The sequence below is a fragment of the Paramagnetospirillum sp. genome, assembly GCF_058402745.1.
Window position 1 is genome coordinate 131330 of sequence record NZ_JBZVFI010000019.1, and the last position, 19281, is coordinate 150610.

Annotated in this window: 1 protein-coding gene; it reads right to left on the bottom strand. The window is 67.5% G+C overall.

The window, feature by feature from the left end; translation table 11 throughout:
- Positions 1-13 precede the first annotated feature (13 nt).
- Positions 14-19069 (bottom strand): VCBS domain-containing protein, encoded by a 19056-nt coding sequence (locus tag ACV4UZ_RS20155; protein ID WP_491602578.1) that lies wholly within the window; start codon positions 19067-19069, stop codon positions 14-16.
- Positions 19070-19281 lie beyond the last annotated feature (212 nt).

Consider the following 19281-nt stretch of genomic DNA (forward strand, 5'->3'; position numbering starts at 1 on the left):
CCGGTTGCCGCGGTTACCAGACCACCTTCTCGATGTTGGTGAACTCGATGGTGTCCTGGCTGCCATCGGCGTTGGTAACCACGATGGTGCCCTTTGCATCCTGGGCCCCATTGGCCAACTGAGCCGTATGGTGGCCGTCGGCATCGACGGTGACGGTCCAGTTGGCGCCGCCTTCGATGTTGACCGAGGCGATCTGATCGTCATTGGTCAGATCGATGGTGTCGGTCCAGTTGGAGCCGCGACCGCCGTCCACCACGTCATGGCCGAAGCCGAAGTCGAAGAGGAAGGTGTCGTTGCCCTGGTCGCCCCACATCACGTCGTCGCCGGAGCCACCCGTGATGGTGTCGTTACCGCGGCCACCGTGGATCTGGTCGTTGCCCGAGCCGCCGTCCAGGACGTCGTTGCCCGAGCCGGTCACCACGATGTAGCCGTTGGACATCTTGGCATCGCCGTAGATCACGTCATCGCCGGCACCGGCGCTGATGACGTCGTTGGTATCGTTCTCGACGATGGACCAGCCGCAGCCGCTGCCGCCATGGCCACCGCCCGAGTAGCGGTAGGCCGCGCCGCCCTTGCCACCCAGCAGCAGGTCGTTGCCGACGGTGCCAACGATGTTGTCGTCGCCCGCGTTGCCCACCAGGGTGATGCCGGGAATGGTGGTGCCACCACCCGCCGCCGCGCCGTCGCAATGGACGATTTCGTCAACCGAGGCGCTGTCCAGGTTGCTTCCCTCGGAGGTGACGGCCGAGACATGGACGTCGAAACCGGAGGTGCCGGAGGTGACGTTCAGGTCGAGGGACACGGCGCCGTCGTAATGCTCGCTGTCCACCTGGAAGTCCCAGCTGCCATCGGCATTGTGCACCAGGGTGCCCTCGTTGCCGCTGTAGCTGAGCGAGGCGCCCGACGCCAGGGCGTCGATATGGTAGGTCAGGTCCTCGGACCCGTCGGTGTCCACCAGGGCGCCCTGCATGTTCAGGGTATAGCCGCTGGCCGTGCGGGTGATGGAGGAGTCGACGCTGAAATTGACCCAGTCGCCGGTGTTGTACAGGCGCTCGGCCGCCGTGTTGTTGTAGCTGTAGGTCAGGGACGCGCCCGAGCTGTGAGCCGAGTTCTCCGCCTCCACGTTGATGCCGTTGATCACCACGCGATCGACGACGACGTCGTTGGAGTTCCAGTTGCCGGTGGTGGAGACGATCTTGACGTCGGCGCCACCGGTCAGCAGGGAATTGTCCACGGTGTAGGTGTGGGCCTCCCAGCTGCCGGACGAGGTGATCTTGACGTTGGACGCCACCTTGGTGTCGCCCACATACAGGTCGTAATTGGCATCCTTCTTGGCGTCCACATAGACAGTGATCTTGCCGGTATCGTCGCCGAGATGAGCCGTCGAGGCCCCCTTGGAGGCGATGGAGGCGTCGAAGCCGGTGGCCGCGTCGGCGTTGGCCTCCACGTTCAGCGTACCGCTGGTGCGGGTCGCGATGCCCGTATCGGTCACCACGTCATAGCCGATGGTGACGTCGCCCGACCAGTTGGCGTTGGGCGTGAAGGCGTAGCCTTCGTTGCCCTCGGCATCGGTGGCCTGGATGAAGGTCCCCACCACGTTGCCCTGCGAGTCCGTGGCGGTCAGGTTGTCCACGTGCAGCGTGTTGTCCACGTCGGTGGCATTGGCCAGCAACTGCTCGGTGGTGATGAAGATCTGGGTATCTTCCGAAGTGCCCGCCAGGGTGGTCGGGCCGGTCACCACGGTGGCGTCGTCGCCGGGGTTGAAGTCCAGAGCGACCTTCTGGGTGGTGACGCCGCCCATGCCGTCATTGACGGTCACGGTGAAGCTGTCGGTGCCCTTGAAGCCGCTGTCGGTGGCGGTGAAGTGATACTCGCCCGTATGGCTGTCGATGGTCACGACGCCATGCGCCGTATTCAGCGAGGTGATGGGCGTGCCGTTGGCCGCCGTGCCGAACGAGTAGGTCAAGCTGTCGCCGTCCGCGTCGGTGACGTGCACCGCGCCATCGGCATGGCCGGTGGTGTAGTTGGTCTCGACACTGGTAACGGCCGGCGGATGGTTGAGATCCACCTCGTCGCCATCGACGGTCACGGTCAGCTGCTCGAAATTGCTGACCTTGAGGCCGCCCAGGGAGTTGAAGGTGAAGCTCTTGCCCGCATTGGCCGCATCCGCCACGAAGGAGGCGAAGCTCATCAGTTCGGTCCGCACCGCCGTGGTGTACTCGGCCGGGCTGAGGTCCACGGTCAGGGTGTCGGTGCCGGTGCCGCCGTCATAGACGTCGCCCGCCGTATTGCCGCCCAGCGCCACCACGGTGTCGTTGCCCGCGCCGGCCAGGATGGTCTCGGCCGAAGCCGAACCGGTGACGGTGTCGATGCCGGTACCGGCGTCGATCACCTCGACGCCCTTCAGGGTGACGCGCGAGAAGTCGAGGATGTCGTTGCCGCCCGTCGCGGAAATGGTGTCGGTGCCCGACCCCATGTCGATGGTCTCGATGGAGCGGAGGTTGGACAGGTTGCTGGTGACGTGCAGGGTATCGCTGCCGCTGCTGCCCAGGATGGTGTCGGTGCCGATGCCGCCGTCGAAGGTATCGCCCACGCCGTCGGTGCTGCCCGACACCTTGAACACGTCGTTGCCCACGCCGCCGAACATGGTGTCGGCGCCGGCGCCGCCGGTGATGGTGTCGTTGAAGCCGCCGTCGAAGTTCACCTTGAACGACGAGGTGGTGACCGCCGTCGTGTTACCGTCCAGCGTGGTGACCGCCATGTTGATGGTGCCGCCCACGCCGTTGGTCGAGGTCATGGTCAGGCCGGTCAACTGGCCGGGGGTGAGCGTCCAACTGCCGTCGGCGTTCTTGATGCCCGCCGACAGGGTGGCGCCGCCGGGAATGTTGGACAGCGTGACGGAACCGATGGACTCGCCCGAAATCGCCGCCGCCGACAGGTTCAGCTTGACGGTCACCGCCGTGTCGCCCTGGGCGTCGTCGCCGTAGATCAGGTCGGCTGCAGAGCTGCCGTTGATGATGTCGTTGGCGGAAGAGCCTTCGGCATACTTTTCAGTGGAGCTGACCGTGGTGGTCACGCTGCCCTGGGCCGCCAGGCTGGCGTCGGCGGCGGAAATGGTCGCCGCGTCGGCCTGGGCGTTGACGGTGATGGCCACGGTCTGGTTGACCACGCCGCCCTTGCCATCGGACACCTGCACCGTGAAGTTGTCGGTGCCGTGCCAGTTCTTGTCGGTGGCCGTGAAGGTGTAAGTGCCGTCGGCGGCCACGGACAGGGTGCCGTTATGGGTACCGCCCGACACCACCGAGTAGCTCAGGCTGTCGCCGGTATCCACGTCGGACGCGTTGATCTTGCCGGTCACCACGGTGGCGGCGTTGGTGGTGCTCTCGTTACCGGTACCGCCGGTCACCGAGGAGACCACCGGCCCGTCGTTGGAGCCGGTCACCGTGACGTTGACGGTGCCCACATTGGACTCGGCGCCGTGGTTGTCGGTGGCCACCACCTTGAAGCTGTCGGTGACCGACTTGCCGACGCCCAGGCTGGCATTGGCCGCGTTGGGCGTGAAGGTGTAGTCGCCGGTCGAGGTGTTGATGGTCACGGTGCCGTGGTCGGTGACCAGGCTGTTCACATGGTTGCCGCTGGCGTCCACCAGCGAGTAGCTGACGGTGTCGCCCGCATTGGCGTCCACCGCGCTCACATGGCCGGTGACCGCGCTGTGGTCGTTGGCGGTGGCGGCGTTGGCGGTGGTCAGGGTCGGCGCGCCGTTCTCGACGGTGACCGTCACCGTCTCGGTGGTGGTGCCGCCATGGCCATCGGACACCACGACCTTGAAGGTGTCGGTGCCGCTGTAATTGCCGGTCGGCGTATAGGTGAAGGTGCCGTCCGGATTGAGGACCACGGTCCCATGCTGGGCGCCGTCGTTGCCGGTCGCCAGGGTGAAGTTGAGCTCGTTGCCGTCGGCGTCGGTGGCTTCCACCTGTCCGCTCACCGAGGTGTTGATGGCGGTGCGGACGCTTTCGGCCGCGCCGGTATCCGGTCCCTCGTTGCCGAGGTCGAGGGTGACCTCGGCCTGGGCGGAGGCCGAAGCCGTGCTGGAGCCGTCCACGCTGGTGGCGGTCACCGACAGTTCGATCTCGCCGGTGAAGCCCGGCGCCGTGGTCAGGGTGAGCCCGTCCAGGTCCGAAGCGTTCAGGGTGTAGGAGCCATCGGCACCGGGAGTGAGCGCCACGCCGTCCTGCGACAGGATGGCACCGGCGGGCAGGCCGCTCAGGACCACCGTATGGCCCTCGGAACCGTCCATGTCGGGGAAGCGGGCCGTCACATCGACATCGTGGGTGGAGGTCGGCTCGGCCGCGTTCCACGACACGCTCATGTTGACGTCGTTGAAGTCGTTGTCGCCGCCGCCGTTGAGGTCTTCCCAGTTCTGGTTGCCGGTGACGTTGCTGCGATCCTGGAGGTGATCGCGATCATCGGAATTGAGGTCCTTGTTGTCGAACAGGACCTTGGCGCCTTCGCCGGTCAGGACGGTGCCATTGGCGTTCAGTGCCTGCCAGTTGCCCGAGGAATCCTGGGTGAAGGTCACCGCCGAGCCGTCGCGGATGCTGGAGTTCTGGTCGCCGTTGGGAATGATGAAGAAGCCGACCCGGTCGGGGTCCACGCCCTCGATGGTGACCGATTGGCCGTTGGTGTCGTGGACATCCTTCCAGATGACGCCGCCGCTCACCGGGTTGCCATTATCGTCCATGACGTAATAGCCGTAGGTGTTGTGGTAGCCGGCCGAGGCGCTGGCGTCGTTGTTGGTGACGGTGAAGCTGCCGCCCGGATTGACCGTGCCCTCGCCGATGGACAGCGCGACCGTCGCCCGGTCGGCCACAGCCTCCACATCGACGCTGACCGTCTGGGTCACCGTGCCGCCGTTGCCGTCGCTGACGGTGACGGCGAAGCTGTCGGTGCCCGACCAGTTGGCGTCCGGGGTGAAGGTGTATTCGCCGGTCTCGGAATTGATGGTCACCGTGCCGTGACCGGTGTCGAGCGAGGTGATTGGCGAGCCGTCGGCCTGGGTGCCGAACGAGTAGGTCAGGGAGTCGCCGTCGATGTCGGTCGCCTGCACCGAGCCGCTCACCGCGTGATCCTCGGTGCCCGTGCCGTTGGTCACCGAGGTGATCACCGGCAGGTCGTTGACGTCGTCCACCTGCACGGTGACGGTGGCCGTATCGGTGCCGCCCTTGCCGTCGCTGATGGTGTACTCGAAGGTGGCGGTGCCGTGGTAGTTGGCATCCGGCGTGAAGGTGATGGTGCCGTCGGGGTTGAGGCTGACCGTGCCGTGCGCCGCGTTGCCGACGCCGGTGATGGTCAGGGTGTCGCCGTTGACGTCGCTGTCGTTGGCCAGCAGGTCCGAGGCCTTGATGGTCAGGGCCTTGTCCTCGTTGGTCTCGATGGCCTGGGCACCCTCGTTGGTGCCGGCCTCGCTGCCGATGCCCAGCACGGTGGTGACCGAAACGTCGCCGCCGTTGGCCTCGGTGGAGGACACCGAGGTGGTGATGCCCGACAGGGTGTTCTCGGTGACCGGCGACGAGCTGACCAGGGTCAGGGTCACCGGCGAGCCGGAGCTCACCTGCACGGTGTAGCTGCCGTCGGCGTTGGCGGCCAGGGTCTGGCCGCCGAGTTCGACGGTCACGCCCGCCGGGATGTTGTCCAGGGTCACCGAGGACAGGGTCTCGCTGCCGTCATTGTCGTTCAGCGTGGCCTCGATGGTCAGCGGGGTCTTGTAGGTGGTGGTGGTCGTGGTGGTGGTCGTGGTGCCGCCGAAGGCCGAAGCGTCGCCGATCACCTGGCCGTCCGAGAACTTGATGTTCTCGAAATTGGCCAGACGCTGCTGCAGCTGGCTGTCGGCCATGTACTGGGCCTTGGTGTAGCTGCCCAGCTGGATCGAGTCGGTACCCGAACCACCGTCGATGGTGGCGTAGACGTTGCCCGACACATAGACCGCGTCGTTGCCGCTGCCCGTGTTCACCTTGCCGCCGTTGATGCCGTGGTCAATGACCACCACGTCGTCGCCCGCGCCGGTGGTGACGGAACCGCCGTTGGCGATGCCATCGATGTGGATCTTGTCGTTGCCGCTTCCGGTGGTGATGTTGCCGCCGGAATTGGCGTCGCCCTTGACCTCGAGAGTGTTGTTGCCGTCACCCAGGTTGATGGCGGCGTTGGCGTTGCCGCCCACCAGAACGGTATCGTTGCCCGACCCGGCGGTAACCCCCGAATTCACGGAGCCGCCCACCTGCATGGCGTTGTCGCCATCGCCCAGGTTCAGGGTGGCGTTGACGGCACCACCAACCTTGACGCTGTCGTTGCCCGCGCCGGTCAACACCGAGCCGCTGGCATCGCCGCCGATCTGCACCGCGTCGTTGCCGTCACCGGCATTGACGGTGCCGCCCAGGCTGCCGTTGATCTTGATGGCGTCGTTGCCGGAGCCGGTATCCATGCCGACGTTCCAGAACGAACCGTTGACCACGACATTGTCGTCGCCCGTGCCGGTGCTGACCGAAGCCCAGGTATCGCCGCTGATCCTGACCGCGTCGTTACCCGAGGTCCCGGTCACCGCCGTGCCACCCGCCACCGTGGTCGTGGTGGACGGATTGATGTCGGACACGCCGGAAACCGAGAAGGTGAACGGGCTGGCCGTGGTGGTGGTGGTGGTGCTGGTGTGGGTCTCGGCGACCGAGGCCCCCAGATCCACCGACAGGGCGGGCGCATCGGCCGCCGCGTCGATGGTGCTGTCGTCGCCCGCCACCGGGCCCTGGTTGAACTCGCCCACGTCGACGCTTGCCGAGGTCGAGGCGGTGCGCACGATGGCGCCGGTATCGGCTTCGGTGGCGGTGGCGGTGGCGCCCAGGGTGAAGGCGTCGGCGCCCGCCGGCACCCGCAGCGTCAGCTGGTCCAGGTCGCCGGAAGGCAGCGACCAGGTACCGTCTCCGTTGTCGGTGCCGACCACCTGGCCGGCGGCGTTCAGGATCACCGCGTCATCGGGCAGGCCGGTCAGGGTGACCGTCAGGCTCTCGGAGCCGTCGGTATCCTTCAGATTGGCCGCGACGTTCAGCGGATAATCCACCACCTGCTCGCCGGGCTCGACCGCCTCGAAGCTGATGGAGTTGATCAGGAAGTCGTTGTCGCCGCCACCAGGCGCCGAGAACACGATCTGATCGAAGCCGCCGTTATCCGTGGCATGCAGGCTGATGGCCGGATCGACCGAATCGGTGATGCCGGTCACGGTGCCCTCGCCCACCTTCACGCCATCGCGGAACAGGTCGTAATGGGCCTTCTCGTTCGACGCCAGCCAGGCGAACTTGACGTCGGCGGTGGAGACATCGTTGTCGAAATTGACGACGATCTTCTCGGACCGGCCGCCCGACTGCCCCAGCTCGGTGGAGTCGCCCGAAGCGCCGCCAGCCACGCCGAAGCCCGCGGGACCGGTATGGGTGGACAAGGTGCCAGCCGAACCGTCCAGCTTGACGGCGGAGACGGAGAAGCCGCTGTCCGTGGCGTTCATGTTGGCGAGGCTGATGGTCACGTCCTCGGACTCGCCGCCCAGGGTCACCGAGGAACCGGTGCCCAGGTTCAGGCTGAGTTCGGGCGCGTCGGCGATGGCGCCCACATCCAGCGAAGCGGTGCCGCTGGTGGTGCCGCCATGGCCGTCGGTGACCGTGTAGCTCACATCCACGTTGCCGCTGAAATCGCCGGTGGGCGTGAAGGTATAGGTGCCGTCGCCGTTATCGCTGATGGTGCCGTTGGTGGCGGAAAGGTTGCTCACCGACAGCGTGTCGCCATCCACGTCCGAGGCATTGGCCAGCAGCTGGGCCTTGGTGAAGGTGATGGAATTGTCCTCGGCGGTGTCGCCGAGATCCACCGCGCCGCTCACCACCGGGCCGTCATTGCTGCCGGTGATGGTCACCTGGACGTTCTGGGTGGCGGTGCCGTCGGCCGAGGCCACGGCGAAGGTCTTGGTCATGCTTTCGCCGGCGCCGAGCGCCTGCACGTCGGCGTTGGCCGAGTTGACCTGGAAGGTCCACTGGCCGTTCTCGCCGATGGTGAAGGTGCCCTCGTCGGTCTGCACCGACCCGGCCTGCACGTGGTTCTGGCCGGCATCGACATCGGCCACGGTCAGCGTGCCGGTGGCGACCGTATTGCCGTCCTCGCCCACCGTGCCGACGGTGGTGCCGGTGATCACCGCGCCATCGTTGGACCCGGCGATGGTGACGGCCACCGTGGAGGGAGCGCTGGTCATGGTGCCGTCGGTGGCGACCACCTTGAAGCTGTCGGTCTGCACATCGCCGGCCCGCAGAGCCTGGGCGCCCGCATTGGGAGTGAAGGTGTACTCGCCGGTGCTGGAATTGATGGTCACCGTGCCGTGGGCGGTGGACAGGCTGTCCACCTGGTTGCCGTTGGCGTCCATCAGGTGGTAGCGCACGCTGTCGCCCACGTCCTGATCGCTTCCCACCACGCGGCCGGCGCCCGAGTGATCCTCGTCGGTCGCCACGTTGGTGATGCTGCTCACGGTCGGCGGATTCTCCAGCGAGATCTCGCGACCGTCCACGCTGACCTTCAGGCTTTCCCAATTGGAGGCGTCGAGCCCCAGGGTGTCGAAGTGGAAGCTCTGGCCCTGATTGGCCGGATCGGCCATGAACGCCTGGAACTCCAGCAACTCGGCCCGCACCTCGGCGGTATACTGGGCGGTGGACAGCTGCACCTTCATGGTGTCGCTGCCGGCGCCGCCGTCGTAAACGTCGCCGCTGCTCTGGCCGCCGACCACCACGCCGAGGTCGTTGCCGGCCCCGCCGCTGATGCTGTCGGCGCCCCAGCCGCCGTTCAGGGTATCGGCCCCGTCGCCACCCAGCAGGGTGTCGTTGCCCGAGGCACCATAGAGAACGTCGTTGCCGGTGCCGCCCAGGATCATGTCGTTGCCCTGGTTGCCCATCAGCACGTCATTGCCCGAGCCGCCGTCGATGGTGACGTCGCCGTAGGCATACTGGGTCGATGTCAGATCCACCACGTCGTTGCCGTCGCCGGCATTGATGCTCTCGATGCCGTCGATGCGCGCGCCGCCGGTGGGCGAGGCGCTGTAGCCGTCATCCAGGAACAGGGCGTCATTGCCGCCGCCCATCACCAGGGTGTCGGTGCCGGCACCGCCCCGGAACACGTCCTGGCTGTCGCCGGCGCCGGTGATGGAATAGGTCTCGTTGGTGCCGCCATGGGTGGGGTCACCCACGTTCTTCGCCACGAAGCCGCCGCTCCAGGAGCCGTCGGTCGAGTAGTTCAGCACGTCGTTGCCGTCGCCGCCGTCAAGCAGGTCCGAGCCCGTGCCACCCGACAGGGTGTCGTTGCCGGCGCCACCGAACAGGCTGTCGTTGCCCGCGCCGCCGTCCAGGGTATCGTTGCCGGCGGCGGTGCCGCCGAAGGTGATATCGAAGCTGGTGGTGGTGCTGGCCGACGAGCCGTTGGACGCCTCGGTCGAGGTCGCCGTCACGCTCAGGTGCAGGCTGGTCCCCTCGGTGGTGGTCACGCTGAGGCCGGACAGCTGGCCGGGAGTCAGAGTCCAGGTGCCGTCGGCGTTCTGGGTGCCGGCCGACAGGGTCGCGCCCGCCGGCAGGCCGCCGATGGTGACACTGCCCAGGGATTCGGAGCCATCGGCATCCGCCAAGCGGTCGCTGATGTTCAGCGGAACCGTCACGGTGCCGGTGCCGTCGCCATACAGAACGTCGTTGCCCGACGAACCGTTGACCACGTCATTGCCCGAACCGCCGCTCAGGGTATCGTTGTTGGCGCTTCCGTTCAGGGTCTGGTTCTGGCCGGCGCCAAGGTCCACGGTGATGTCGGAGGCCGACAGGACAGGCGCGTCCGCCACCGCCGCCACGTCGAAGCTGGCCGTGCCCTGGGTGCTGCCACCCTGGCCGTCCGAGATGGTGTAGGACAGCTCCACCTCGCCGCTGAAATCGGTGGTGGGCGTGAAGGTGTAGGTGCCGTCGCCATTATCGACGATGGTGCCGTTGCTCGCCGACAGATTGCTCACCGACAGCGTATCGCCATCGACGTCGGAAGCATTGGACAGCAGGTCGCTGGCCCGGATGGTGACCGAGTGGTCCTCGGTACCGGCGGCCAGACTCACCTCGCCGGTGGTCGGGCCGTCATTGGCGCCGTTCACCGTGATGGTGACGTTCCGAGTGGTGCCGTCCTCGGTCTGCACCGTGAAGGTCTTGGTCAGATGGTCGTCGGCCCCCAGAGACTGCACCGCCTCCGAGGCGTTGTTCAGGGTATACGACCAGTTGCCCTCGGCATTGATGGTGAAGGTGCCGTGCTCGTCGCTCTGGCTCGAGACGACGAAGGCCGCCTGATCGTCGCCGCCCTGGCCGCCCTGGCCCTGGCCGCCCTGGCCCTGACCGCTGTTGCCCTGGCCGCTGTTGCCGGAATTCTCGGCATTGTTGTTGCCGCCGGAATTTCCGGGCGCCTCCTGGTCACCGTTGCCATGGCCGTTGTTGGCATGGCCGCCGCCCTGGTCGGCATCGGTGGCGTCAAGGTCGCCCGAAGCCACCAGCGAGCCGTCCTCGGTCACCGAACCGGTGGTGTCGCCGGTGATGACGCTGTCATCGTCAACTGCCGTAACGTCCAGCGTCGCCGACCCCGTGGTGGTGCCGCCATGGCCGTCCGAGACGGTGTAGGTGATGTTGACGTCGCCGTTGAAATCGGCGTTGGGCGTGAAGGTATAGGACCCGTCGGCATTCTGGGTGATGGTGCCGTTGGTGGCGGACAGGTTGCTCACCGACAGGGTGTCGCCATCGATGTCCGAAGCATTGCCCAGCAATTGCTGCGCCGTGAAGGTGATGGAATTGTCCTCGGCCGTATCGCCGAGATCCACCGCGCCACTCACCACCGGCCCGTCGTTGGAGCCGCTGATGGTCACCGTCACCTCCTGGGTGCCGGTACCGTCGGCGGAGGTGACCGTGAAGGTCTTGGTCATGCTCTCGCCGACCCCAAGGGCCTGCACGTCGGCATTGGCGTTGTTCAGCGAGAAGTTCCACTGGCCATCCTCGGCCACATGGAACGTGCCCTCATCCGTCTGGATGGTGGCCGCCTGAACCTTGGCCTGACCGGCATCGGCATCGGAGACGTTCAGCGTCCCCGAGGTCACCAGGGTGCCGTCCTCGCCCACGCCGCCCGAGGCGTCGCCGCTGATCACCGCCGCGTCGTTGGCGCCGTCGATGGTGACGCTCACCGTCTTGGTGGTGCCGTCCGCCGTCTGCACCTCGAAGGTGCGGGTCAGCTGCTCGCCCGCCGCCAGGGACTGCACCGCCTCGGACTCGTTGTCCAGGGTGTAGGACCACTGGCCGTCGGCGTTCACCGCGAAGGTGCCGTAATCGTCGCTCTGGCTGGCCGCCACGAAGGTGGTGGCCGAATCGATGTCGGTGGCGTCGAGATCGCCCGAGGTCACCAGGGTGCCGTCCTCGCCCACGCCGCCCGAGGCGTCGCCGCTGATCACCGCCGCGTCGTTGGCGCCGTCGATGGTCACGCTCACCGTCTTGGTGGTGCCGTCCGCCGTCTGCACCTCGAAGGTGCGGGTCAGCTGCTCGCCCGCCGCCAGGGACTGCACCGCCTCGGACTCGTTGTCCAGGGTGTAGGACCACTGGCCGTCGGCGTTCACCGCGAAGGTGCCGTAATCGTCGCTCTGGCTGGCCGCCACGAAGGTGGTGGCCGAATCGATGTCGGTGGCGTCGAGATCGCCGCCGGTCACCAGGGTGCCGTCCTCGCCCACGCCGCCCGAGGCGTCGCCGCTGATCACCGCCGCGTCGTTGGCGCCGTCGATGGTGACGCTCACCGTCTTGGTGGTGCCGTCCGCCGTCTGCACCTCGAAGGTGCGGGTCAGCTGCTCGCCCGCCGCCAGGCCCTGCACCGCCTCGGACTCGTTGTCCAGGGTGTAGGACCACTGGCCGTCGGCGTTCACCGCGAAGGTGCCGTAATCGTCGGACTGGCTGGCCGCCACGAAGGTGGTGGCCGAATCGATGTCGGTGGCGTCGAGATCGCCCGAGGTCACCAGGGTGCCGTCCTCGCCCACGCCGCCCGAGGCGTCGCCGCTGATCACCGCCGCGTCGTTGGCGCCGTCGATGGTGACGCTCACCGTCTTGGTGGTGCCGTCCGCCGTCTGCACCTCGAAGGTGCGGGTCAGCTGCTCGCCCGCCGCCAGGCCCTGCACCGCCTCGGACTCGTTGTCCAGGGTGTAGGACCACTGGCCGTCGGCGTTCACCGCGAAGGTGCCGTAATCGTCGGACTGGCTGGCCGCCACGAAGGTGGTGGCCGAATCGATGTCGGTGGCGTCGAGATCGCCCGAGGTCACCAGGGTGCCGTCCTCGCCCACGCCGCCCGAGGCGTCGCCGCTGATCACCGCCGCGTCGTTGGCGCCGTCGATGGTGACGCTCACCGTCTTGGTGGTGCCGTCCGCCGTCTGCACCTCGAAGGTGCGGGTCAGCTGCTCGCCCGCCGCCAGGGACTGCACGGCGTCCGAGGTGTTGTCCAGGGTGTAGGACCACTGGCCGTCGGCGTTCACCGCGAAGGTGCCGTAATCGTCGCTCTGGCTGGCCGCCACGAAGGTGGTGGCCGAATCGATGTCGGTGGCGTCGAGATCGCCCGAGGTCACCAGGGTGCCGTCCTCGCCCACGCCGCCCGAGGCGTCGCCGCTGATCACCGCCGCGTCGTTGGCGCCGTCGATGGTGACGCTCACCGTCTTGGTGGTGCCGTCCGCCGTCTGCACCTCGAAGGTGCGGGTCAGCTGCTCGCCCGCCGCCAGGCCCTGCACCGCCTCGGACTCGTTGTCCAGGGTGTAGGACCACTGGCCGTCGGCGTTCACCGCGAAGGTGCCGTAATCGTCGCTCTGGCTGGCCGCCACGAAGGTGGTGGCCGAATCGATGTCGGTGGCGTCGAGATCGCCCGAGGTCACCAGGGTGCCGTCCTCGCCCACGCCGCCCGAGGCGTCGCCGCTGATCACCGCCGCGTCGTTGGCGCCGTCGATGGTGACGCTCACCGTCTTGGTGGTGCCGTCCGCCGTCTGCACCTCGAAGGTGCGGGTCAGCTGCTCGCCCGCCGCCAGGGACTGCACCGCCTCGGACTCGTTGTCCAGGGTGTAGGACCACTGGCCGTCGGCGTTCACCGCGAAGGTGCCGTAATCGTCGGACTGGCTGGCCGCCACGAAGGTGGTGGCCGAATCGATGTCGGTGGCGTCGAGATCGCCGCCGGTCACCAGGGTGCCGTCCTCGCCCACGCCGCCCGAGGCGTCGCCGCTGATCACCGCCGCGTCATTGGCGCCGTCGATGGTGACGCTCACCGTCTTGGTGGTGCCGTCCGCCGTCTGCACCTCGAAGGTGCGGGTCAGCTGCTCGCCCGCCGCCAGGGACTGCACCGCCTCGGACTCGTTGTCCAGGGTGTAGGACCACTGGCCGTCGGCGTTCACCGCGAAGGTGCCGTAATCGTCGGACTGGCTGGCCGCCACGAAGGTGGTGGCCGAATCGATGTCGGTGGCGTCGAGATCGCCCGAGGTCACCAGGGTGCCGTCCTCGCCCACGCCGCCCGAGGCGTCGCCGCTGATCACCGCCGCGTCGTTGGCGCCGTCGATGGTGACGCTCACCGTCTTGGTGGTGCCGTCCGCCGTCTGCACCTCGAAGGTGCGGGTCAGCTGCTCGCCCGCCGCCAGGGACTGCACCGCCTCGGACTCGTTGTCCAGGGTGTAGGACCACTGGCCGTCGGCGTTCACCGCGAAGGTGCCGTAATCGTCGCTCTGGCTGGCCGCCACGAAGGTGGTGGCCGAATCGATGTCGGTGGCGTCGAGATCGCCCGAGGTCACCAGGGTGCCGTCCTCGCCCACGCCGCCCGAGGCGTCGCCGCTGATCACCGCCGCGTCGTTGGCGCCGTCGATGGTGACGCTCACCGTCTTGGTGGTGCCGTCCGCCGTCTGCACCTCGAAGGTGCGGGTCAGCTGCTCGCCCGCCGCCAGGCCCTGCACCGCCTCGGACTCGTTGTCCAGGGTGTAGGACCACTGGCCGTCGGCGTTCACCGCGAAGGTGCCGTAATCGTCGCTCTGGCTGGCCGCCACGAAGGTGGTGGCCGAATCGATGTCGGTGGCGTCGAGATCGCCCGAGGTCACCAGGGTGCCGTCCTCGCCCACGCCGCCCGAGGCGTCGCCGCTGATCACCGCCGCGTCGTTGGCGCCGTCGATGGTGACGCTCACCGTCTTGGTGGTGCCGTCCGCCGTCTGCACCTCGAAGGTGCGGGTCAGCTGCTCGCCCGCCGCCAGGCCCTGCACCGCCTCGGACTCGTTGTCCAGGGTGTAGGACCACTGGCCGTCGGCGTTCACCGCGAAGGTGCCGTAATCGTCGGACTGGCTGGCCGCCACGAAGGTGGTGGCCGAATCGATGTCGGTGGCGTCGAGATCGCCCGAGGTCACCAGGGTGCCGTCCTCGCCCACGCCGCCCGAGGCGTCGCCGCTGATCACCGCCGCGTCGTTGGCGCCGTCGATGGTGACGCTCACCGTCTTGGTGGTGCCGTCCGCCGTCTGCACCTCGAAGGTGCGGGTCAGCTGCTCGCCCGCCGCCAGGGACTGCACCGCCTCGGACTCGTTGTCCAGGGTGTAGGACCACTGGCCGTCGGCGTTCACCGCGAAGGTGCCGTAATCGTCGCTCTGGCTGGCCGCCACGAAGGTGGTGGCCGAATCGATGTCGGTGGCGTCGAGATCGCCCGAGGTCACCAGGGTGCCGTCCTCGCCCACGCCGCCCGAGGCGTCGCCGCTGATCACCGCCGCGTCGTTGGCGCCGTCGATGGTGACGCTCACCGTCTTGGTGGTGCCGTCCGCCGTCTGCACCTCGAAGGTGCGGGTCAGCTGCTCGCCCGCCGCCAGGCCCTGCACCGCCTCGGACTCGTTGTCCAGGGTGTAGGACCACTGGCCGTCGGCGTTCACCGCGAAGGTGCCGTAATCGTCGCTCTGGCTGGCCGCCACGAAGGTGGTGGCCGAATCGATGTCGGTGGCGTCGAGATCGCCGCCGGTCACCAGGGTGCCGTCCTCGCCCACGCCGCCCGAGGCGTCGCCGCTGATCACCGCCGCGTCGTTGGCGCCGTCGATGGTGACGCTCACCGTCTTGGTGGTGCCGTCCGCCGTCTGCACCTCGAAGGTGCGGGTCAGCTGCTCGCCCGCCGCCAGGGACTGCACCGCCTCGGACTCGTTGTCCAGGGTGTAGGACCACTGGCCGTCGGCGTTCACCGCGAAGGTGCCGTAATCGTCGCTCTGGCTGGCCGCCACGAAGGTGGTGGCCGAATCGATGTCGGTGGCGTCGAGATCGCCCGAGGTCACCAGGGTGCCGTCCTCGCCCACGCCGCCCGAGGCGTCGCCGCTGATCACCGCCGCGTCGTTGGCGCCGTCGATGGTCACGCTCACCGTCTTGGTGGTGCCGTCCGCCGTCTGCACCTCGAAGGTGCGGGTCAGCTGCTCGCCCGCCGCCAGGCCCTGCACCGCCTCGGACTCGTTGTCCAGGGTGTAGGACCACTGGCCGTCGGCGTTCACCGCGAAGGTGCCGTAATCGTCGCTCTGGCTGGCCGCCACGAAGGTGGTGGCCGAATCGATGTCGGTGGCGTCGAGATCGCCGCCGGTCACCAGGGTGCCGTCCTCGCCCACGCCGCCCGAGGCGTCGCCGCTGATCACCGCCGCGTCATTGGCGCCGTCGATGGTGACGCTCACCGTCTTGGTGGTGCCGTCCGCCGTCTGCACCTCGAAGGTGCGGGTCAGCTGCTCGCCCGCCGCCAGGCCCTGCACCGCCTCGGACTCGTTGTCCAGGGTGTAGGACCACTGGCCGTCGGCGTTCACCGCGAAGGTGCCGTAATCGTCGGACTGGCTGGCCGCCACGAAGGTGGTGGCCGAATCGATGTCGGTGGCGTCGAGATCGCCCGAGGTCACCAGGGTGCCGTCCTCGCCCACGCCGCCCGAGGCGTCGCCGCTGATCACCGCCGCGTCATTGGCGCCGTCGATGGTGACGCTCACCGTCTTGGTGGTGCCGTCCGCCGTCTGCACCTCGAAGGTGCGGGTCAGCTGCTCGCCCGCCGCCAGGGACTGCACCGCCTCGGACTCGTTGTCCAGGGTGTAGGACCACTGGCCGTCGGCGTTCACCGCGAAGGTGCCGTAATCGTCGCTCTGGCTGGCCGCCACGAAGGTGGTGGCCGAATCGATGTCGGTGGCGTCGAGATCGCCGCCGGTCACCAGGGTGCCGTCCTCGCCCACGCCGCCCGAGGCGTCGCCGCTGATCACCGCCGCGTCGTTGGCGCCGTCGATGGTGACGCTCACCGTCTTGGTGGTGCCGTCCGCCGTCTGCACCTCGAAGGTGCGGGTCAGCTGCTCGCCCGCCGCCAGGCCCTGCACCGCCTCGGACTCGTTGTCCAGGGTGTAGGACCACTGGCCGTCGGCGTTCACCGCGAAGGTGCCGTAATCGTCGGACTGGCTGGCCGCCACGAAGGTGGTGGCCGAATCGATGTCGGTGGCGTCGAGATCGCCCGAGGTCACCAGGGTGCCGTCCTCGCCCACGCCGCCCGAGGCGTCGCCGCTGATCACCGCCGCGTCGTTGGCGCCGTCGATGGTGACGCTCACCGTCTTGGTGGTGCCGTCCGCCGTCTGCACCTCGAAGGTGCGGGTCAGCTGCTCGCCCGCCGCCAGGCCCTGCACCGCCTCGGACTCGTTGTCCAGGGTGTAGGACCACTGGCCGTCGGCGTTCACCGCGAAGGTGCCGTAATCGTCGGACTGGCTGGCCGCCACGAAGGTGGTGGCCGAATCGATGTCGGTGGCGTCGAGATCGCCGCCGGTCACCAGGGTGCCGTCCTCGCCCACGCCGCCCGAGGCGTCGCCGCTGATCACCGCCGCGTCGTTGGCGCCGTCGATGGTGACGCTCACCGTCTTGGTGGTGCCGTCCGCCGTCTGCACCTCGAAGGTGCGGGTCAGCTGCTCGCCCGCCGCCAGGGACTGCACCGCCTCGGACTCGTTGTCCAGGGTGTAGGACCACTGGCCGTCGGCGTTCACCGCGAAGGTGCCGTAATCGTCGCTCTGGCTGGCCGCCACGAAGGTGGTGGCCGAATCGATGTCGGTGGCGTCGAGATCGCCGCCGGTCACCAGGGTGCCGTCCTCGCCCACGCCGCCCGAGGCGTCGCCGCTGATCACCGCCGCGTCGTTCACCGAGGCGAGGTCGAAGGTGGCCGTACCGGGGGTGGAACCACCCTGGCCGTCCTCGATGGTATAGCTCAACTCCACCTGGCCATTGAAATTGGCATTGGGGGTGAAGGTATAAGTGCCGTCCTCGTTATCGACGATGGTGCCGTTGGCGGCCGACAGGCCGCTGATCGACAGGGTGCCGCCATCGATATCGCCGGCATTGGACAGCAGATCGCTGGCCTTGATGATGACCGACTGATCCTCGGTACCGCCATCCAAGGTCACGTTGGCCGTGGTCGGGCCGTCGTTCACCGAGGCGACATCGAACTTCGCCGTACCGGCAACCGTTCCGCCCTGGCCATCGCTGATGGTGTAGGCGAGGTCCACCTCGCCAAAGAAATTGGCGTTGGGGGTGAAGGTATAGGTGCCGTTCCCATTATCGACGATGGTGCCGTTGGTGGCGTTGAGGTTGGAGATCTCAAGATCGCCGCCGTCCACGTCATAGGCATTGGCGAGCAGCTGATCGCGGGTGATGGTGATGGAATTATCCTCGTCACCGCCGGCCAGAACCACCGTATCGCTGACGAACGGGCCGTCATTGGAACCGCTGATGGTCACCTGGACCTGATCGGCTTCGCTGACCGCGCCATGATTGTCGATGGACACCACCTTGAAGGTGTCCTTGGCGACATCGCCAACCCCAAGACTTCCCGCCGCGTCACCGGGGGTGAAGGTATATTGGCCGGTTTCGGCATCGATGGTCACCACACCATGGTCGGTCGCCAGGCTTGTCACCTGATTGCCATTGGCGTCCAACAGGGCATAACTCACCGTATCGCCGTTATCCACGTCGTGGCCGGCGGCGGTTCCGCTGATGGCGGTATCCTCGTCGGTGCTGAGGTCGGCCGCCGAAACGGTCGGACCGTCGTTGCTTCCGGTGATGTTCACCCCGACATTGGCGATGGTGGGCGTTCCGCCCTGCCCGTCATCGACGGAGACCGTGAAGCTGTCGCGGGCCGACGCGCCGAGCTGGATATTGTCCGCCTCATCATTCGGCGTGAAGGTATATTCGCCGGTGGCCGGATTGATAGTGACAGTACCGTATGTCGTATCGAGGCTGGTAACACGGTTGCCGGCGGCATCGACCAGCGAGAACGTCAGGGTGTCGCCATCGGCATCAAAGGCAGGGACGACGCCGGTGATCGGAGCATCGTCATCGACGGTGGTCACCTCGCTGTCTCGCGCCGTCGGCCCCTGATTGACCGCCGCCTGAATCTCGGGCGCCTCGTCCTCGGGAGCCTCTTCCTCGGCGGCCGGGGCCTCGGGGACGCCTTCCTGCGCCAGGGCGTTGGCGACGAACCCGCCGGGAGGGGTCAGGGTCACCGGCTGGCCGAGGGCCGGATCCTGCTCCTTGAACTCCGCGTCGGGACGCGCCAGGTCGGGAAGCTCGCGCACGTTGAGCGGCTTGGCGCCACCCGGGTTGACCGTGATGGCCGCGGCCTCTTCCCGAATGTCCACCGCCAGGCTTTCCAGCTCGGGCGGAGCGACCGAATTGTCCTTGGACGATTCGATCTCCACGTCGATGGCGATGTTCGCGCCGCCAGCGATGCCGCCCAGGTTCTGCACCTGCGGGCTGCCCGTCGAGCCCTGCTGCACGTTGGCGAGGTTGCCGAGCTGGGTGTCGCTGACGTCAACCGCTCGCGCCACGTTCAGTCGGGCATCGCCCAAATTCTGGTTCTGGACGTTCTGCAGCACCGTCAGGTCGTCAAGCGCCTGCTGTGCGTTCTCCGCGCCATCATGCTGATCGTCGGCATGCTGGTCGTTCGGAGGATTGGAGTTGTTGTTCTCGGCCATTGCAGAACTCCCCAGGCAAAAAAATACCCGGCCTCAAAGAGGTCCGGGTCCGCATCCGGTATTATGCACGCGTGGCGCCAGGATATGCAACCGAATTTCGTAGACATACCTATGGCCGGGGCGAGGCGCTGGTATGACCATTGCGCTTCGGGCATGGCGCCCCTGCGTTCACGGGCGTGGAATCAGGCCGGCCATCGGCGATACAGTCATTG

Excerpts from the sequence above, each read along its gene's own strand:
- ACV4UZ_RS20155 (WP_491602578.1), bottom strand. The coding sequence starts at position 19,069 with ATGGCCGAGAACAACAACTCCAATCCTCCGAACGACCAGCATGCCGAC.